At 43.2% G+C, this 19,193-nt stretch carries 16 protein-coding genes and 1 pseudogene; 6 read left to right on the top strand and 11 right to left on the bottom strand.

Annotated elements, in window-relative coordinates; translation table 11 throughout:
• Positions 1-251: hypothetical protein (locus tag Q0541_RS06110; RefSeq protein ID WP_298907031.1), on the top strand; the 251-nt coding region annotated here is incomplete at its 5' end.
• 25 nt (positions 252-276) lie between these two features.
• The gene (locus Q0541_RS06105; protein ID WP_298907029.1) at positions 277-909 is read left to right on the top strand and encodes an HD domain-containing protein; all 633 of its coding nucleotides are present in this window, start codon (positions 277-279) and stop codon (positions 907-909) included.
• On the opposite strand, the gene Q0541_RS06100 is transcribed toward Q0541_RS06105, so the two are convergent.
• The 4 genes and pseudogenes from Q0541_RS06100 to Q0541_RS06090 form a co-directional block, all read right to left on the bottom strand.
• On the bottom strand, positions 906-1,385 hold the full coding sequence (locus tag Q0541_RS06100) for a peptidase E (RefSeq protein ID WP_298907147.1): 480 nt from the start codon (positions 1,383-1,385) through the stop codon (positions 906-908). The two genes, Q0541_RS06105 and Q0541_RS06100, sit on opposite strands and share 4 nt — an antisense overlap.
• Positions 1,340-1,504 (bottom strand): annotated as a pseudogene (locus Q0541_RS34330) (Type 1 glutamine amidotransferase-like domain-containing protein); the annotation flags it as partial. The gene Q0541_RS06100 and the pseudogene Q0541_RS34330, both read right to left, overlap by 46 nt.
• Before the next feature lie 246 nt (positions 1,505-1,750).
• On the bottom strand, positions 1,751-2,503 hold the full coding sequence (locus tag Q0541_RS06095; RefSeq protein ID WP_298907026.1) for a biotin/lipoate A/B protein ligase family protein: 753 nt from the start codon (positions 2,501-2,503) through the stop codon (positions 1,751-1,753).
• Positions 2,504-2,603: 100 nt separating this feature from the next.
• Entirely contained in the window at positions 2,604-3,083 is a 480-nt protein-coding gene (locus tag Q0541_RS06090; RefSeq protein ID WP_298907023.1) for a YbjN domain-containing protein, read from the bottom strand.
• Positions 3,084-3,625: 542 nt separating this feature from the next.
• On the opposite strand from Q0541_RS06090, the gene Q0541_RS06085 reads away from it, so the two are divergent.
• A complete protein-coding gene (locus Q0541_RS06085; RefSeq protein ID WP_298907021.1) occupies positions 3,626-3,871 on the top strand; it encodes a hypothetical protein in 246 nt (81 codons plus the stop codon).
• A 49-nt stretch (positions 3,872-3,920) separates the two neighbouring features.
• Here Q0541_RS06085 and Q0541_RS06080 read toward each other — a convergent pair whose 3' ends face one another.
• The 5 genes from Q0541_RS06080 to Q0541_RS06060 form a co-directional block, all read right to left on the bottom strand.
• A complete protein-coding gene (locus tag Q0541_RS06080) occupies positions 3,921-4,883 on the bottom strand; it encodes an aldo/keto reductase (protein WP_298907018.1) in 963 nt (320 codons plus the stop codon).
• Positions 4,884-5,351: 468 nt separating this feature from the next.
• The gene (locus tag Q0541_RS06075) at positions 5,352-5,657 is read right to left on the bottom strand and encodes a DUF4090 family protein (RefSeq protein ID WP_298907145.1); all 306 of its coding nucleotides are present in this window, start codon (positions 5,655-5,657) and stop codon (positions 5,352-5,354) included.
• Positions 5,658-6,161: 504 nt separating this feature from the next.
• Complete coding sequence (locus tag Q0541_RS06070) at positions 6,162-6,416, bottom strand: hypothetical protein (RefSeq protein ID WP_298907013.1); 255 nt, start codon at positions 6,414-6,416, stop codon at positions 6,162-6,164.
• A gap of 334 nt (positions 6,417-6,750) precedes the next feature.
• A complete protein-coding gene (gene ppc / locus Q0541_RS06065) occupies positions 6,751-9,813 on the bottom strand; it encodes a phosphoenolpyruvate carboxylase (RefSeq protein WP_298907011.1) in 3,063 nt (1,020 codons plus the stop codon).
• Between the two features lie 102 nt (positions 9,814-9,915).
• Positions 9,916-10,152 (bottom strand): hypothetical protein, encoded by a 237-nt coding sequence (locus Q0541_RS06060; protein WP_273767619.1) that lies wholly within the window; start codon positions 10,150-10,152, stop codon positions 9,916-9,918.
• 505 nt (positions 10,153-10,657) lie between these two features.
• On the opposite strand from Q0541_RS06060, the gene Q0541_RS06055 reads away from it, so the two are divergent.
• Complete coding sequence (locus tag Q0541_RS06055) at positions 10,658-13,669, top strand: DUF1574 family protein (protein ID WP_298907001.1); 3,012 nt, start codon at positions 10,658-10,660, stop codon at positions 13,667-13,669.
• A gap of 257 nt (positions 13,670-13,926) precedes the next feature.
• Entirely contained in the window at positions 13,927-15,426 is a 1,500-nt protein-coding gene (locus Q0541_RS06050) for an MBOAT family protein (RefSeq protein WP_298906999.1), read from the top strand.
• 196 nt (positions 15,427-15,622) lie between these two features.
• Here Q0541_RS06050 and Q0541_RS06045 read toward each other — a convergent pair whose 3' ends face one another.
• Positions 15,623-16,000, bottom strand: a complete 378-nt coding sequence (locus Q0541_RS06045) for a hypothetical protein (RefSeq protein ID WP_298906997.1) — start codon at positions 15,998-16,000, stop codon at positions 15,623-15,625.
• A gap of 724 nt (positions 16,001-16,724) precedes the next feature.
• Here Q0541_RS06045 and psbA point away from each other — a divergent pair.
• A complete protein-coding gene (psbA, locus tag Q0541_RS06040) occupies positions 16,725-17,807 on the top strand; it encodes a photosystem II q(b) protein (RefSeq protein WP_298906995.1) in 1,083 nt (360 codons plus the stop codon).
• Between the two features lie 62 nt (positions 17,808-17,869).
• Here psbA and Q0541_RS06035 read toward each other — a convergent pair whose 3' ends face one another.
• Complete coding sequence (locus Q0541_RS06035; RefSeq protein WP_298907144.1) at positions 17,870-18,997, bottom strand: PepSY domain-containing protein; 1,128 nt, start codon at positions 18,995-18,997, stop codon at positions 17,870-17,872.
• Positions 18,998-19,193: the final 196 nt, after the last annotated feature.

Here is a 19,193-nt window from a genome sequence, read left to right as displayed (position 1 = left end):
CTGGGGTGGAAACACGGCAACACTCCCAGGCATTTTTTAATTCGTATTTAAAAATTGGATTAGCGGTGCAGTTTAGAAAGTGTCACTCGATATACTTGCCCTTTGATAGATGTAGTGATATTTTAGATTTGTGTGAGGAGCAAGTTAAGAATAAAAGATGCCTGGGGTGGAAACACGGCAACACTCCCAGGCATTTTTTAGTTGGTATGCAGAAAAAATTTCTTGCACATGCGCTAGAGTTTTTGAGATAATCACCTACAAAACTAGAAATTCAAGGTGCAAATCAATCGGCTGACTCAACAAATTCAGTTCATCATCGAGATTGATCGACTGAAACAGGTGATCCGGCAAACTCTACTTACTGATAGATCACGCTGGGAAAATAGTGCCGAACACTCTTGGCATTTAGCAGTGATGGCAATTGTATTAGCAGAATATGCCCCAGAGAGTGTTGATATATTCCATGCCATCAAAATGCTGCTAATTCACGATTTGGTAGAAATTGATGCAGGTGACACCTTTTGTTACGATGTGCAGGGTAATGAGAGCAAGGCAGCAAGAGAAGCACAAGCAGCGTTACGCTTATTCGGATTTTTGCCAGCAGATCAAGGTAGCGAGTTGCGTTTACTTTGGGATGAGTTTGAAACAGGGGAAACACCCACTGCTAAGTTTGCCGCAGCCCTAGACCGTATACAACCCTTGCTGCATAATCAGCAAACTCAGGGTGGGACTTGGCGTATTCATGGCATTAGGCGCGATCAAGTGATGAAACGGGTAGCGCCAGTAGAAACGGGTGCGCCGAAACTTTGGCCGTTTGTTTTGCAAGTAATTGATGATTGTGTGGCAGCAGGGTATCTTAAAGATGATACTGCCCTAATTACTCAAGATTTTCACGCTGAAAATTATTAGCTTTTTCCCAAATATATAGGTTCTAAAATCGTTTCCTTAACCGTCTGATCTACTCTTTCTAGAGTATAGGCTTTGGGTTGCAGACGTGAACTCACAACTTTTTCCAATTTATCTCCAACAAAATGGAGAGCAACCCCATCGTCTACAGCATATCCAGAGCTAATAAGTCCTGCTGATAAAAGTTGATGGTAAGCAGGTTTTCTTCTTGGCTCACTGTCGTAGTGAGGACAATTACTACCTTTTAGAAAGCCAAGACACTGTAATACAGTCATGTTCCCAGGAATAGAGTCTGTCACTCCCTCTTCAAACCAACAAATAGAGCCTGCACTCAAGCCAGAAAGAATAACACCACTTTCCCAAGCTTCTCTCAAAATATGGTCAAGTCCCCACTCTTTCCAAAGAGCAATTAGATTTTTAGTGTTTCCACCTCCTACATAAATAATGTCCTGCTCAAGAACGAAAAACCAAAGTCTGATGTAAACGGGTTAAATAAGGACAAATGAGATGGCTGACATAGAAGCTGCACAAAAGCTGAGTAGAATTTCACAATATATTTGTCGGAATCACCACTTGCTGTAGGGATAAAACAAATCTTCGGTCTTTTCTTTTTCGGGACTTACGCAAAATCATGATAAAAGGAACCGCAAAGGACGCAAAGGACACAAAGGAATAAGAGTTTCAGAGAGTTCTTGCGTAAGTCCTGTTTTTGCATAATCCCAGGATATATTGATCCAGCAGAGGGTTTTCAGGTTCCATTGAAAAGCCTCCACCGCCCATTGCAATGATTTGTTTAAAAACTGAATTTGTGCTCATTTTTAAATTCTGTTCTATTTCTATCCCATCAAATGATCTGAGAACCAGCCTCCGAAATCGGTTTTGCCAAAATTTCTTCCCACTCAGATGACGAGAGGGGTTTCACCTCTATCTGCATATCAAAACAATTACTAGCTGCGGCAATTAAAGCTGCAATAATCTTTTCCACACTCAGACTTTGAGGCAGTTGTACAGTTGTAAAAGATTCTGCACCAAATACTTGAGCAAACAGTTCAGCATCCGGTTGCAAACGGATAGAACCATGTTGCAAAATTACCCCACCACGTCGCAGTTGAGCGCTACCAATGAGTTTGGCACCATCTGGCAAAACTAAATCTGCACTGGTAGCGGTGCCAAAACAGTTAGGGTTGTGGATGTAACCTCGCCCAGCCGTACCGTAATCTAATTTTACGCCGAGCGATCGCCAGCCTTGAATCAAAAACTCACAAATTTTTTCGTACATCTGGAGGCGACTACCCGTCAGTCCAGATGTGACTACAGCGTAAGTTAAATCACCTTGGTGTAGCACCGCCCGTCCACCGCTAGGACGCTGCACTAAATCCAGTTTTTGCCCTTGCCAAGTTAAATATTGCCAATATTCAGGGTATTGGCGTTGATGATAGCCGAGAGAAATAGCAGGTGGCGACCAGGTATAAAAGCGCAGAGTTGGCGGATGCTTTCCAGACTGGTGCTGTTCTAATAACCAGCGGTCAATTGCCATTTGCACATTGCCACCCGCCTCTAGCAAAGGAATTAGTCGCCACACTTGATTACTATGCATCCGATGCAGCAAAAGCCCAATCTAAAATCCAAAATCCGTCTTGAAAAGTTTGCCACGGAGGGAAACCCTCCTTACAACTTTTCGCAAAATCCAAAATTCCTTAAGTCGCACCAAATTCTGATTGTAAAGCTTCATCGTTATTATCAGCGATGGTTGCCACAATGGTAATCAGCCGAGACACTTCGCCAGGAGATAACTCTGCTAAGGTGCGTGTTGAAATCACAACCACTCGGTTTTCAATAATACCAAAACGCGCTTCAAAAGTACTAGAGCAATTCAACTCCAACAGATACCGCATCAACTTAGGTTCATCTTTAGCAGGTAAATTTAGCACCGCAGACCAAACCGTTATGGTGTCTTCATCGCTTGTGCCGTTGAGTTGGACAAATACTTGCACACTTCCGTACTTGAACTTCCAGAGATAACCACCCTCTGGAGTGTGGCTAACCATCGCACTGTCATCTTGTTCCAAAGAGTCGATGACATTTTCAATTACCTCCAGATGGTTAATACTTGTCGTCTCGGCGATTAGCTGATTGACGGATTCGTTACTAGGTAGTGTCTCTTGATGGCTTGTCATACAGATTTTTTTCTCAACATACTCGCTGTTTGATCTACACATACTTTATAACTTGTGGAGGCAGTTAGTTTAAGCTTCCTTTTGCGGCTACTTTCCAAATGCCCAAAGTGTGGGGCTGCGATCGCAATTACAGTCTAAGAGCTTTACAGTCAGTTTTTGCACTTGCTGGCTGCTGCTAAAAACTATGCACAGCACATCAAAGATCCCAAATATGTTGATGTGATTTAACTATTCATCAAAGAACAACAACGTCATGGAGGCGACTTAGTACAGTTTTGCGTAGTAGCGTTTTTAATGGAGGGGGATGCATTGGCATTGCACGGGGACGCATTAACATTGCAGCCGACGCATTGGCATTGCAGAGGGACACATTAACATTGCAGCCGACGCTTTAAGATTGCATCTCGATGCATTAATATTGCAGGGGGACGCATTAACATTGCAGCCGACGCATTGGCATTGCAGAGGGACACATTAACATTGCAGCCGACGCTTTAAGATTGCATCTCGATGCATTAATATTGCAGAGGGACGCATTAACATTGCATCTCGATGCATTGGCATTGCAAGGTATTGCCAAATTTAATTCGCTACGAATTAATGAAATGCTGTACTTAGGAAGGTTTCTTGACCTTGCCCAAATACCTTGTTTACAGCGTAACTGGGGCGACACACTGTTTCGGAAAATACGCTATGCAATCCCAACGATGGAGATTTGGACAACTCCCGTGATCATGGTTGAGACTCTAGCACTGGTCTATTATAAAGCAATTCAAAAAGCAACATAATTCCCCAGTTTTAAACCAGTTGTGTCAACTAATGCAATCTACTCTGCAATTACGCTGGCATGAATTCCTGGAGGCGCTGTGGCTCCGATCCCAGCCAATCTGGATTTTGGGCAGTGCTATCGAAAATTGATGAGGTTTTAAAAGGCTCAAACTCGCCGCGTGATGCTGCTTCTGCCGTTTTTGCTAAGAGCGATCGCACCTGTTCGTCGTTCATTGGCTGGAACGTCCGCACTGCTTCAAACGCTTGCTCTAGAATCTCCATGCTATCAATTCCGGTAATCACAACCGATGTGGGCAGATTCAAAGCATATTGTAAACACTCAATTGGCGTTACAGTATTTGAGCGTAAAAGAATACCGTTTCCCAAACTTTTCATCCCCAGAACGCCGATGTTTTGTTTGACCAGTTCTGGCACAACCAGCTTTGCAAAGCTTCGGTAGTGGGCATCCATCACATTAAGCGGCATCTGAGCCGTATCAAATTTAAACCCATAAGTGGCTGCAACTTCCAGCATGTGCAAATGAATATACGGGTCTTTGTGCCCAGTGAAGCCAATGTATCGGAGTTTGCCGGCTTCTTTCGCCTCAATCAAGGCAGCATTCGCCCCTTCTTCGTCGAAAACTCGATGTGGGTCTTCGTATCGAATTATTTCATGATGCTGCACAAGATCAATGTAATCAACTTGTAGGCGTTGAAGTGATTCGTCTAGTTGTCTTGCTGCTTCTTTCTTAGAGCGACCATCGATTTTCGTCATCAGGAACACTTTGTCTCGATAGCGATCGCGCAGCGCTTTTCCCATGCGAATCTCGCTGATTCCATCGTTGTAATCCCAACTGTTATCCATAAAGGTGATGCCACGATCAATGGCTGTTCTAACAATTCGGATAGCCAGTTGCTCATCAACATCTTTTAAGCCAATGTGCCAACCACCCAGTCCAATCGCAGAAACTTTCTCTCCTGTACTGCCAAGAACTCGGTATAGCATTTCTGAATTTGACGTAGTTTCTGACATGTGTTCTCCAAGTCTTTCAGCTATTACTAAAGTACATATAGCTGTGTACCAATTCAAATACAAGGAAAAGTTGACAATATCTTGCTGAAGATATACTTTTTAACTCGATCAAGAAAAGATTGAAGAAGCCAAAATACCGATGGCAATTTAGAATGTCTGAGGTAAAGAACTGAGTTGATGGGTTATACCATTTCACTAAATAGCTGAGACAAAACTGTAGGGGCACAGCATTGTTCATCCGTGTAAACTTAGAGCTAGGGCAACTGGAAGTTGCGGCTACACAAACTCTCGTCCGCCTCCAAGGACTAACGGGAAATCAAGGTTTTGAAACTTGCATAGGCGGGTTTTATTTGTGTAGATGCGGTTTATAATTGCCCTTTTAATGTTAAGTTGACACCAATGAGCATTGCTATGAGCTTACAACATATGTAGTTCAAATAAATGAAAACTGCTGTCAAACATCAACATTTATTTGCCGCCATAGAAAAAGGCAATTTCTTTCTCTTTTAGGGGTGCGAAACTAGCATCTACAAGTAATTGGTCGAGTTCTGCTTGGGGAATGTGTTTTGCACCAATTCGCACAATGCGCGATCGCATAGTATTAGATACGCCACTGCGCTGTCTATTGCCTTCTAGCGCCATGACTTTACCATAAAGTTCTAGCTTGGCAGGCGGAATCGGAGAACCATCAAAATCAATTCCCTGTGCGATCGCTTCATCAATAGCATCAGCACCTGTGGTAGTTTTATTTTCTGGGTTAGTTTCGGTAGGCATGGTGATTTGTTCTTCTTCGCTATAGGTAGATTTTACCAGCCTTGCTGACAGCTTTTTTCTGCGGAGGATTAATAGTCTAATGATCTGAATCAAAAAACCTCTATTTTATACACAAAACCGTCCCTGTCCGACTCGCAGAGGCACAGACTTCAACTTTAGTTCAAGGCAGGGAGATGTTTGTCGAACTCACGTTTGATTAAGTAGTCAATAGACTAGGACTTACGCACAAGTTACGGAATAACGAAACCGCAGAGGCACAGAGAAGCCAGTGCACCCTTCTCCCTTGGCGCTAGCCTCTCCCTTTGGGAGAAGGGGAGACGCCAAGGGCGATAGCGCAGCGGTAGCGAGCCTGCGTTCGCGTAGCGTCTCGTAGAGAGCGTCTGCGGTTCCCCGACTTGTACCCCTACAGGGATCTTGCTACGCGCAGCGTCTCCCTTAGGAGAAGCAACTGGCGCGGCACGGAGAAATCAGAGTTTGAGAGATATTTTGCGTAAGTCCTATAGACTAATCACGAGCTTGTCGCGTAATCAAACCACCAACAAAGGCCCCTAAGACTGTGCCTGTCCATAGTCCTGTTGTGCTACCTTGCCATATTGCTCCTGGTGTCATCCAAGCGTTGCACATCTCCTTGAAACCCCAAGGTTGGTTTTGGCACTTTTGGCTATGCAGCATGATGGTAATTTGCCCACTGGTGTAAGCACCAATAAAACCTGATGACAGCGCCAAAAAAGTGCAAATTAAAATTCTGTTTTTAATCATTAGACCTCTTGCAAAAGTCAAAAAATCAGGAATGTCAGCCCCTTCCCTACGGAACGCTCTTGCGTTCGAGGAAGTCAAAAGTCAAAAGTCAAAAGTCAAGAGAAGAATCTCACTACTCTGTTTCGCTTTGCTCAACATGACAATTTAAGCATTTATGCAAGAAATCTATTGGTATTGGGTATTAGGCACTTGTACTGAGCGAACGCAAGAGCGTCTCTAAGAGTTGCCGTAAAGCCTACGGCATAGCTACGCCCTAAGCGCCAGCCTCTCCTTGGCGCAGCCTCTCGTAGAGAAGAGTTGTATTGGTTATTTCCCTCCTGCTCCCCCTTCCAAATCAACCTGTATTTCTCATCCCGGCTGCAATCCCATTAATAGTTAACAATGCTCCTCGCAGTAACTCGCCTTTGCTGTAACGAGAGTGGATGATTCCAGAAGTAGCCGTAGTATTTTGGGACTGTCGTAGGCGCTTGAGTAGGGAAACTTGAATAAATCCCAAGGGGACAATTGTGCCATTGCGTAACTGCACAGATCGTTGCAAGACAGGATCACCATCTAACAATCGATTGTGGTCGGTGATTTTTAACACCAAATCCCTTGTAAGATAGAACTCGCTAGCAATTTGCTCAAAAACCTTGGTAAAACGAACTTGATCTTCTGGTTTTGACAATTCTTGGACGTAGTGGTGTGCCATTTGCATATCTACTTTTGCCAAGGTCATCTCCGCCTTAGAAATCACCATCTTGAAAAAGGGCCACTTAACGTAAAAGTAACGTAGCAATTTCAAGTGTTCTTCTGGTTCTTCGTTCAAGAAGTTTTGCACAGCTGTGCCAACGCCGTACCAGGAAGGCAGCAAAAAGCGAGTTTGTGTCCAGCTAAATACCCAAGGAATAGCTCGCAGACTACTTAAATCTTTTTTACCAGATGGACGCCGGGCTGGACGAGAACTAATTTGTAGCTGGCTAATTTCTTCAATGGGGGTTACTTGGTGGAAGAAGTCAACAAAATCAGGCTGTTCGTAGATTAGAGCCCGATAATGTTGACGCGATCGCGCTGCTAATTCTTCCATAATCTCATTCCAGGGTTCAATATCATCAAACCCTGTCCGCAGCAGGCTAGCTTGAATCACAGCAGTGGTGATGGTTTCCATGTGGTACAAAGCCAAGTCCAACAAGGAGTATTTGGAAGCCAAAACTTCTCCTTGTTCAGTAATTTTGATTCGCCCATTGATACTATGACCCGGTTGAGCCAAAATCGCCTCGTAAGCAGGGCCCCCACCCCGTCCTACAGAACCGCCGCGTCCGTGGAAAATCCGCAAATTTAGATCATAATTTTCTGCTATTTCTTGCAGTGATTTTTGAGCTTTATGAATTTCCCAGTTGCTACTTAAAAAACCAGAGTCTTTATTGCTGTCAGAATACCCCAGCATCACTTCTTGCAAGTTAAAGGAGAGGGGGGAGGCAGGGGAGGATGAATTTTCGTCGGCATCCTCTGCTTTTGTCTGTTCGTAGCCGCCGGCTAACAAAGCCCGATATAACGGGAGTTCAAACAGTTTCTGCATGACGCTTCTGGAGCGTTGTAAGTCTTCTACTGTCTCAAATAGGGGGACAACTTGAATAGTTCCCACAGCAATGGCGGGGTCAAAAAGTCTGGCTTCTTTGGCTAACAGTAGTACTTCTAGCACGTCGCTCACGTCGCGGCACATGCTGATAATGTAAGTTTGGCAAATGCTGAGACCAAATTCTTGTTGCAGCGATCGCACAACGCGAAAGGTTTCAATTACATCGTTGGTTTTTTCAGAAAATGGCAATTCTGCCGGAATTAACGGCCGCCGGGTTTGCAGTTCTCCTGTGAGCCAAGCGACTCTTTGCTCCTCAGATAGTTCGTTGTAAGGTTGAGATAATATTTGCAGGTATTCTAGGATCTCATTGAGCGCATCGGCGTGGCGGGATGATTCTTGGCGGATATCTAGCTGTGTCAAGTTAAAACCAAAAATTTCTACCTGACAGACCAGATTTTCTAATTCTCGACAACTTAAGCCGGTTTCTGTCAAGTTGCGCTGAATCATTCGCAGTTCTGCCAAAAAATCGGCTCCCGAAAGATATAGGGGACTATCTTGATTTTTTGGCGTTTCCCGATTATACAAAGCTAGATTGCGATCGCGAGTATTTTCTAGCCGTTTGAGTACATAAGCCAGTTTCAGCCGATACGGTTCTTGTCGATAACGCAGCGCCAGTGCATCGTATACCTCACTCAACTGGGACTGATCCAACTCTAGAGATTCCAGCAAATCTGGTAATACATCACTCCAGTGCATCGACACACTCAACAATTCAATCAGATTTTTCACTGACTGAATATATCTCCCCAGCACCATTTTGCGCTGATAGCAAGCTGTCTGCCAGGTGATTTCTGGTGTGACTGATGGGTTCCCATCCCTGTCTGAGCCTACCCAGGAGCCGAAAGAGCAAAAGTTTTTACTCGGTGGTTCTAGCCAAGGAAAGGTGTTGGATAGAGTGTGTTTGAAACGTTTATACAGTTGGGGAATGCCATCAAATAAAACTTCTTGGAAGTAGTGTAGGGCATAATCTACTTCATCCAGCACAGTGGGTTTGAACTGGTGAAGTTCGTCTGTGCGCCACCACAGCCGAATTTCTTCGAGCAATTGTTCGCGCACATCTGCTGCTTCCCAAGGATATGCTCCTGGTGTGCTACCAGAGTGGTTTTCCAAGGCATCCAGTTTTTGTAATAGTTGTACCACCTGTCGCTGCTTATCTCGGATGGTATGACGAACAATTTCTGTCGGGTGCGCTGTGAAAACTAAGCGCACATCCAGATGTGCAATTAGACGTTGAATTTGCTGGGGTGGTACATTCAGTTTGAATAAATAGGGAAACAAAGCAGCGAAAGTACCTTTTGGTTTGACTGGCGCTTTTTCTAGATAACTCTTTCTCAGTAACTCTGCTGCTATTCCCCTGCTAACAGGCGCGTCATCTTCTCTTTGATTGGAGGAATAGTTAACATTTGATGCTGTTTCTGGCGCTATAGCCTCTGTTTCTGCCTCATAGCGACTCAATTGCTGCCGTTGTTCATATTCCTGCTCTATGATGTTAATCAACTGAAAATACAGAGCGAAAGCACGAGCTGCGCGGATTGCTTCGTTGATATTTAGTTGTTCAATCAATTTTACGGCTGAGGATGCTTGGTCATTTCTTGCTTGTCCTTCTGGTGAACATAAATCGCGCAATTGGCGCAATAAGTCTACCATGTTTTGACCGCATTCTTGCCGGAGAACTGACTCCCACAATTCTTCCACTACCTGGAGACGATGACGCAAAAATAATTCCGACACCGGGTATATATCCGCAGTTTGAGACGAAGAGTATAAAAGGGAACCCATATTCTCTATTGTTGTAAAGCTAATTACTGTTTACGCTTCTAGTTTTTACACCTAATGCTCATCCTGTTGTTCCTGAGCAAATAATTATTTGGTGTATATTTTTTAAGTTTGATCAGTTTCGTGATCCTCTGGGAAGTCGAGAATGGGTAGGCGATCGCCTCGAAATAATTCTTCACTGGCTTCCCCTATGGCTTCTAGTGCTCTTACTGTAGTTTTTCCTGTAATCAGCAACAGTAATATAGACGCTGTACCTATTTGTAAAAGGAACGACTGGGGAATGCTAAATAAATCCGGATTGGATGCGGGGTTAGATGAGGGTTGTTGGTTGGCAGAAGGCATTGCTAATTTTTGGTTATGGGAATTATGAGTAAAAAGGAGTTAGAAGTTAGGAGACGGGATTAATGGCGTCTGTACAGGAGTTAAGAGTAGAGACGGGAAAAATCTTTGTCTGTACAGGAATTAGGATTACTCCAATAATCAAAAGACGGAGTTTAAATGAGATAAGCTTGTTGTTTGTTTCGCTCATCAGGGCCGTTAGCGCAATGGGACGCAAGTTTAGCTTTAAAGGACAAGTCATTAGCCAGTCATATAGAATTATTCTGACTCCTGGCTCCTAACCCCTAACTCCTAACTTCTAATTTATGACTCCCTATTAGTAAAATAAACGCAAAACTCAACATTAGTCAGACTCGCAACCTGTACAAGACTATCTTGTCCGATTTTGTAAGCTACGAAGGTAACAAAATTGTTAAAAAAAACCGTCACAGTGTGATAAACCTATGGTTCTAGTTTACAAGTGCAGGCACTATCCCCCAACAATCGCTTCCTGTAAAGTTAACTTCCGATGAAAACAGTATTACCAGATCGCCAGCAATCCTTAGTGCAATGGGTAAGCCAAGCAACAGGGATCAACACTTTTGGGGTGAAAGTCCGATTACGGGGAAATGACCTTCATATTCTTTGTGAAGGTACAGAATGTCCTCAGCGTTGGCGTACTTTGTCTGATTTGCTGCAAGCACTACAGCAAACAAACTTAGATATCCTCACAAGCAACGAACAACCTTCAATATATCAAGTATTTGTCTATGGCCGGAGAAAAGGGGAACAGCGCCCCAAATGGTGCCATCGGGTTTACTTGAATCAAATAGAAAAGCATCTGGAGCAGGTGCAGCAAGCACTGCTAGTAGACTCGGAAAAATCAAAACAATCGGGTGGGGCGCTGATTGTCTCTAACGAAAGTTTGGCACGCCAAGGTAACCCAGAAGCCATTGCTCGGTATCTTAGCGAGACTTTAAGTGTATTAGGCGTATCAGTACAGGTAAAGATTAAGCCATATAAGTCAAAGAACTCTCAGTCGGAAGAAAATCGCCTATGGATATTTTGCCAGTCGAGCTATAGCCCTGATGCATCGTTGCTTGCTGAACCAATAGCGCAGAAGTTGCGTTATCTGAAGCTTTCCGGTTACCAAGATGCAATAATTGTTTCCCAGGTGAGCGGCGAAACAGCCCCTGATTGGCTGCTGCGAGTCGATTTGACGCCACCAGAGGTGATGCTTAAGGAGTGGGCGCGTTGGGGGGATGTCCAAGCGATCGCTCGATTATTAACTGAGGTATTGTCAGAGTTAAAAGTTGCTGTCCAAACTTCTGTTAAAGAATCAACCCTACATATCTTTTGTACCCCAGCTTTTGATCCCTTGGGAACTGCCCCAATCCCCGACAAGGTAGTGTGCTTAGAGGCGATTTTACCTCAGCTAGAAGCGATTGCTCCCCAAGGCATTCTCGCCGCCACCGTATACGGACAAAAAGCAGGCGACAAGCAACCCACTTGGATTGATTGGCTGGCTTTACCCGCTGCAAAGCATCCCGTCTTTGCCACATCGCCGCTAGATTTGGCGAATACTGGCGATCAACCAGCGATCATTTTTTTACTGGAACGCTTACTCAATCCTGACCTGGATTGGCGGCTATTGACAGGTGGAATTCGCGTCCTCCTGCTGATCAAAAATGATTTATTGCACATCATGTGTGATGCACCTGTTTGTCCAGGGCGTCAACAAGTAGCAAACAAAGTTACGCAGTTTATCCGCCAGTTAAAAATTCCCGGTATTATGGGGGTACGTGTCTACGGTCGCCGGGCTGGGAATAAAGAACCTTTTTGGAGCTATGGCATTGATCTTGAGCATCGCCAACGTTTAGTCCCAGAAGCAACTCCAGAATTTGCTGCTACTTCTAAATATGTTAACGATCTGGTAACCTCTGAGACTAATGAACCAATTTTGCGCCCCAACTTAACCACAGAAGAAGTTCAAAGTTTTGTCACAGAAGTAGCGCGAGATTGGATGGTAACGGCGAGTGCAACAGCGAAAAAATTCCTGTTGAAAAGCCAGCTATTTACTGAAAGCCAGCAGTCAGCAGAACATAAACCTGATGTTCAAGGACTTAAGATTGCTCTGGTTTGGGGGACACTGGGATTATTACTTACCCTCCAAACTGATTGGGTGTTAGGTCAAATTATTGCCTGGACTACGCCGACGCCAAAAGTCGCCAGTGTCTTGCCTTCATCATCTTCTGGGCAAAAGGCATCTTTGATATCTGGGAAAACTCAGAGTCAGAAACCGACATTTTTTCCTAGCACTTCCGAGACAAAATCTCCTCCAAATCAGAGTTCTGTATTTAATGCTTCTGAATTTACTCAAAGTGATGATCCTCCGACAAAGAATTTGGCAGCCGCACCATTGAAGGAAAAGGCAACCGCAACAGCTATTCTTTTAGCAGCGCGATCGCAGATGCCAAGTTTCAATGTCAGACAGTTAGACGAGCAACTAGCACTGTATAAACAGCGTTTGGCTAGAACTGGTAGTCCGCCAAATGTGTTGATTATTGGCTCCTCCCGCGCCCTCAGGGGAATAGATCCGGCAGCACTTTCTAAAGCTTTAGCGACTCAGGGCTATCCAAATCTTGACGTGTTTAACTTTGGGATCAACGGTGCTACCGCACAAGTTGTAGACTTTGTGATTCGCCACGTACTGGAACCATCAGAACTGCCTAAAATAATTATCTGGGCAGATGGTGCGCGTGCTTTTAACGGTGGACGTGAGGATATTACCTTTAAATCCATCGCTGCATCAGCTGGTTATAAACAAGCATTCCAAAAAGCGCCACCAACTGCCAATAGCAATGATTCGCCCAAAAATCAGGTAAGTTCGGGAGAACAAAAGATAAAAGAAGAAAAACAGGAGATTAGCACCTATGAAGCTGTCAATCATTCGTTAAATCAGGCTCTAGCATCTCTTTCTGCTAGCTACCAAAACCGCGACCAAATTAAAAGTTTACTACAAAAACAACTGCTCATGCTTGGTCGCAATCAGACAGTTACATCACAAAAACAGCTAACAGATGGTACTTCAGATGAAAGTACTTCCCAGCAAGCAGTTGATTTTGATGGCTTTCTACCTTTGTCTATTCGTTTCAATCCTGCTAGATACTATCAAAAACATCCTAGAGTTCCCGGAAATTACGACAACGACTATAAATCTTTCCAGGTAGAAGGAGAGCAAGATGCTGCCTTTCAAGAAGTACTTCAGTTTACCCAGTCTCAGAAAATTTCCTTATTGTTTGTCAACATGCCTCTGACGGAAGATTATTTAGATCCAGTGCGTACACAATATGAGCAAGAATTTCAGCAATATATGTTGCATTTGGCTACTAATCCCAACTTTATTTATCGTGATTTGAGCCAACAGTGGTCAAAAGCAAATGACTACTTTTCTGATCCCAGCCACCTCAATCGCTTTGGAGCATACGAAGTCTCCAAAAAGCTGGCTAATGATCCAATGATTCCTTGGCCAGCGAAGTAGAGAAGTGAGGGGGCAGGGGAAATAACCAAATGCCCAATGCCCAATACAACTCTTAAAGAGGCTGGCGCTTAGGGCGTAGCTATGCCGCAGGCTTTACAGCTTACCTCGGCTCTGCTCGGCACAAGTCGCTCAGTACAAGTGCCCAATGCCCAATGCCCAATACAACTCTTGGAGAGGCTACGCCCTAAGCGTAGCTATGCCGCAGGCTTTACGGCTTCGCTCAGTACAAGTGCCCAATGCCCCATAACAAATAACAAATGAACTTTATATCAATTTTCTATGGGCTGTTCTTGTTGAGTGTGTTAGGAATTTACTGGTCTTTAGCACAACATAAATTGCGATTGTGGACGCTGCTAATTGCTAGTTTGGTTTTCTATGCATCTTTGCACATCCAGTACATCCCATTACTATTAGCATTGACGTTTATTAATTTCCGTGTGGGGCTGGAGATTGGGAAAAACACATCACCAGGAAAACATTCTCTTGACTGGCAAATTTCTAATGAAGAGTGGCAATTTGCCCAAGGTGATTGGAATCGTCGTCGTCTAAAACTTTTGTGGCTGGGGATAAGTCTAAATGTTTTACTGTTATTAGTTTTTAAGTATTTTACCCCTTTATTCAAGTTTGTTTTTCATGTGCAAACAAATTCACCAGATAGCTCTTTTAAATTGATTGCACCCTTGGGAATTTCATTTTTTACCTTTGAATGCATTGCTTATTTAATAGATGTCTATCGTGGTGCCCCTGCGACTGAGCAGTTTCTCAAATTTGCCACCTACAAATTATTTTTCGCCAAACTGATTTCCGGCCCGATTACGCGCTACCATAACTTAGCAAATCAATTCAATACCCTAGCCTTCCCCAGTGTCGATAGAGTATCTGAAGCGCTGTGGTTAATTGCTAGGGGCGCGGTCAAAAAAGGTATTTTGGCAGACCACCTGGGAGTTTTCGTTGATTTATGTTTTGGTAATTTACAACGGGCGGGTAGTACCGATCTCTGGTTAGCTACATTCGCCTACGGCTTGCAGTTATATCTAGATTTCAACGGTTACGTAGACATCGCCCGTGGTAGTGCTTTGCTTTTCGGCTTGGTTCTACCTGAGAATTTTGACTTTCCCTACTTCAGCACCAATATTGGAGAATTTTGGCGGCGCTGGCACATGACTCTAGGAGATTGGCTACGTAACTATGTCTACTTTCCTTTGGGTGGTTCCCGTCGAGGTTTAGTGCGTACCTGCTGGAATTTATTTATTGTGATGCTAATCGCTGGTATCTGGCACGGTGCTGCTTTAGGTTATGTTATTTGGGGCATATTCCACGGGTTAGCCTTGGTGGTTCATCGACTTACAGATACGATGAGCGATCGCTTTGAAAATCTAGAACAATTCTGGCAAAATCCTCTGGGTATCTTTGTCGCCTGGTTATTGACCCAACTGATGGTTTTTACCTCTTGGATCTGGTTCCGCTTACCTAATGTCCAAGACTCTTCTTTGGTAATTCGACATCTTTGGGGTTATCCAGCTGACGCCCAGTTTGCTGAAAAGGTCTATGTAGAAGCCTTAAATATGAGCCAATACCAACTCACTTGGGTACTTCTAGCTTTAGCTGCCCTTATGGCCGTAGTCTATGCCTTCAACCGGATGCTGAAGTTAGAGTTCAATTGGCCCCTTAAGCTTGTCTTCGTCCCTCTATGTTTCTACGCTGTTTGGTTATTAGCTCCTGAAGGCAGTTTGCCCTACATCTACTTTGATTTTTAAGTTTCTAAGACCAGCCCTTTCAAGGTGGGTAAAAATTTTAGTTCATAAATTCCTCTTTAACCTCTTCTCTCTGTTTTCTCTATGCCTCCGCGGTTAAATAAATTACTTTTAAACCACAGCAGCACAAAGAGCGCTGAGAAAAAACAATCTTATTTTACGAGTCACCTTGAAAAGTGTATTAGAGATAACCTCACCATTAAAATATATCTAGTCTTCCACAAGTAAATTTTATACAATCATTGATTTTAGCTTCTCCAGGAAAATCAATATCTAGTTCAATTAAAATAGCCCCCACTTGTAACAATTTGTTTTCTACATTTGTTACTTTTGCTAATATTTCATATCCTAAACTATTATCTTTGCGTTTGATATAAGGAGTTTCTTCTGTGGTGTTCAGCACAGTAGATTGACTATTGAAAGCAAAAAGTGCATTTTTTATAACATTACCTAGAGATATATTGCAAGGCTGACAGAAAGCAGCACACTCATAAACTCCATCACTTATATGTACTAAAGCCTCTTCGGCATCTTCTGATAGAATTTCAATCTTTTTAATTAACACATTATTATTCATTAATTCCACCCTCAGCTTGGAGTTCTTTTAGCTACTTCTTTGAAGCTTTTAAAATGAGAAGTAGTAAGAATGTTTGGATTATTTCTTTTTAGTCCAGTAAAAGCCACTTTTGCCTCACCCTGTCCACCAAAAATTTTAACATATCAATTCATTTACGTAGATATGATGTTACAGAATCACTGTTGAAATTAACTATGACTGGACATGGCTTTACTTGTTCAAATTTGAACTGTTACGATATACAAATTTTCTTAATGATCATGCTTACAAACTGCTGTAAATCATGTGCAATAGACATTTGGATAGTTTTTGACTCCTCTTTTATCAGGCTTCGTGAGAAATCTGGCATACAGAATACCCAACTCAATTCTGACTACTTAATTTTGTTTGATTAACAGAAATATAAAAGAATGTACAACTTATTATTTCGTTACAAATTAACAAAACTTAAAAATTTTTCAACAGGTTATTTGTAAAGGAATGTAAAGACAATTAACTAGGCGATCGCGTCATTGAAAGTTATAGCTAGGTTAGTGTTGAAATCGCTTACAAAGCCTTAATCTATTACTTTTATCACTATTGTTTAGATTAGGAAATTCGATGAGATTGTTAAAGAGTATTAAGCCACAGATCGGATCAAAGTAAATTCATGTAGACTGAAATTTAACAGGCGAAAATGAGTTAGCTTGTTCTATATTTAACAACTCATAGCACTTATAAAACCATGACCACAACCTTACAACGGCGCTCTGACGCTAACGTATGGGATCGCTTTTGCGAGTGGATCACCAGCACTGATAACCGTATTTATGTCGGTTGGTTCGGTGTACTGATGATTCCAACCCTGCTAGCTGCTACCACCTGCTTCGTAATTGCCTTCATTGCTGCTCCTCCTGTGGATATCGATGGTATCCGCGAACCAGTTGCAGGCTCTTTGATCTACGGAAACAACATCATCTCTGGTGCAGTTGTTCCTTCTTCAAACGCTATCGGCTTGCACTTCTACCCAATCTGGGAAGCTGCTTCCTTAGATGAGTGGTTGTACAACGGTGGTCCTTACCAGTTGGTAGTTTTCCACTTCTTGCTCGGTTGCGCTGCGTACCTGGGTCGTCAGTGGGAACTTTCTTACCGCTTAGGTATGCGTCCTTGGATCTGCGTAGCTTACAGCGCACCTTTGGCTTCTGCTACCGCAGTATTCTTGATCTACCCCATCGGTCAAGGTTCTTTCTCTGATGGTATGCCTTTGGGTATCTCTGGAACCTTCAACTTCATGATTGTGTTCCAAGCAGAACATAACATCTTGATGCACCCCTTCCACATGTTAGGTGTGGCTGGTGTATTTGGCGGTTCCTTGTTCTCTGCAATGCACGGTTCTCTAGTAACTTCTTCTTTGGTGCGTGAAACCACCGAAACCGAATCATTAAACTACGGTTACAAGTTCGGTCAAGAAGAAGAAACCTACAACATCGTTGCAGCCCACGGCTACTTCGGTCGTTTAATTTTCCAATACGCGTCATTCCAAAACAGCCGTCAATTGCACTTCTTGCTTGCAGCTTGGCCTGTCATTGGTATCTGGTTTACCGCTTTGGGTATCAGCACAATGGCGTTCAACTTGAACGGTTTCAACTTCAACCAGTCAATCATTGACTCTCAAGGTCGCGTCATCAGCACCTGGGCAGACGTAATTAACCGCGCTAACTTGGGTATGGAAGTAATGCACGAGCGCAATGCTCACAACTTCCCCCTAGACTTAGCTACTGGTGAAGTTACTCCTGTAGCAATGACTGCTCCTGCTATCAACGGTTAAATAGTAAAGATTAGCTAAATAAGAAGCGCCCTCCAGAAATGGGGGGCGCTTTTTAGTTGTAATTACCTTGAAAGGGACTGGTTAATAAATTCTGTAGGAGATTTTGTCCGATAACGATGCTTCCACATCAGAAAACCAGTAATAAATAAAATCAACGGTGCAAATCCCACAAACATGTAGAAAATACGGGATGGAAGTCCCCAGAAAGTGCCATAGTGCAAATCGTTAAAGGAATTCAGGATGCGATCGCCTAATGAAGCAGTCGCCATCGCAGATACTTGTAAAACCTTGCCGCTATACTGGTCAAGAAAAACATCGCCAAGATTAAAGTTAAACCAAAAAGTCTCTTCTGGTTTACTTGGAAAGCCAATTAGACTAAGTGATGCATTGGGCAGGGCAGCTTGAGCGATTTTTAACTGGTCTTTTAGTCCTAGCGGCAACTGACCGGAAATAGGTACAGAAACTAAATTGGGTTGAGGTTTGCTGAAAGTAGCTGCGTAGATTATCGGGTTGACAAATTCAGAAAAGTTCCAGCAAAAGCCTGTGAAAAAGGTAAAGACTAGAAATGTAGCTGTAATCACACCAGCAACTTTGTGAATATCAAAGTTCGCTCGCTTGGGATGGGCGTCAAACTTGATTTTGAAGCCAGCAATCAATTTACGCCAACCAGGCCATAAGATAATGCCTGTAATGCTCAAGATTGTGAACAGTAACCCAACAATGCCAACAAACTTCGTGCCAATGTCACCACTTAAGAGGGTGTAGTGAAGTGGATAGATAATGTCTAAAAATGTCTTTTGGATCGAACTTGGCTTGGAGTTGGGGTTGAGGATTACCCCTGTGTAAGGGTTGACATAAATTGGCAGCCAATCACTTTCTTTGGTTTTGAGGATAACCTTTATTGACTGATCTGACTTTGTGGACGGGTAATACCGTTGAATAGTTGCGTCTGGTTGGTCGGCGTAGGATTTTTTGACAGTGTTGACAACAGCTTCGATAGGTAGTTGTTTTCCTTGAGGGATAATGCTGCCACTTTGAAGATGCTGATCCAAGCTGTCAATTTCTGTGTGGAAAACCAATAAACTACCCGTCAATCCGATGATGATTGCAATCAGTCCTAGTGTTAGACCCAAGTAGCGATGTAGGGTAAATATCCAGTTACGTAGTTTTTTATTACTCAAGGTAAACACTCCTTTGCACAATTTCAAGTTTGAGCAATTGGTAGGATGAGGAGGTAGCTTTTTATTGTTCCCCGGATTACCGCCCTCAATCCCACGCCAGTTTCTACTGAAAAGTAAACCTGAAAATCTTTATACCTTTTGATTCCAAATACGAGATTGGTTTTCTCAATTAAAACCGCAATGTGAGTGACCCAATTAAGGTAAA

This window comes from uncultured Nostoc sp., from assembly GCF_937863485.1.
Classification (GTDB): Bacteria; Cyanobacteriota; Cyanobacteriia; order Cyanobacteriales; family Nostocaceae; genus Nostoc.
This window is presented reverse-complemented; position numbering and strand designations above follow the sequence as displayed.

Coding starts and splice junctions, on each gene's coding strand:
- Q0541_RS06045 (WP_298906997.1), bottom strand. CDS start 16,000: ATGAATAATAATGTGTTAATTAAAAAGATTGAAATTCTATCAGAAGAT.
- Q0541_RS06075 (WP_298907145.1), bottom strand. CDS start 5,657: ATGCCTACCGAAACTAACCCAGAAAATAAAACTACCACAGGTGCTGAT.
- psbA (WP_298906995.1), top strand. CDS start 16,725: ATGACCACAACCTTACAACGGCGCTCTGACGCTAACGTATGGGATCGC.
- ppc (WP_298907011.1), bottom strand. CDS start 9,813: ATGGGTTCCCTTTTATACTCTTCGTCTCAAACTGCGGATATATACCCG.
- Q0541_RS06080 (WP_298907018.1), bottom strand. CDS start 4,883: ATGTCAGAAACTACGTCAAATTCAGAAATGCTATACCGAGTTCTTGGC.
- Q0541_RS06050 (WP_298906999.1), top strand. CDS start 13,927: ATGAACTTTATATCAATTTTCTATGGGCTGTTCTTGTTGAGTGTGTTA.
- Q0541_RS06095 (WP_298907026.1), bottom strand. CDS start 2,503: ATGCATAGTAATCAAGTGTGGCGACTAATTCCTTTGCTAGAGGCGGGT.
- Q0541_RS06055 (WP_298907001.1), top strand. CDS start 10,658: ATGAAAACAGTATTACCAGATCGCCAGCAATCCTTAGTGCAATGGGTA.
- Q0541_RS06090 (WP_298907023.1), bottom strand. CDS start 3,083: ATGACAAGCCATCAAGAGACACTACCTAGTAACGAATCCGTCAATCAG.
- Q0541_RS06070 (WP_298907013.1), bottom strand. CDS start 6,416: ATGATTAAAAACAGAATTTTAATTTGCACTTTTTTGGCGCTGTCATCA.
- Q0541_RS06060 (WP_273767619.1), bottom strand. CDS start 10,152: ATGCCTTCTGCCAACCAACAACCCTCATCTAACCCCGCATCCAATCCG.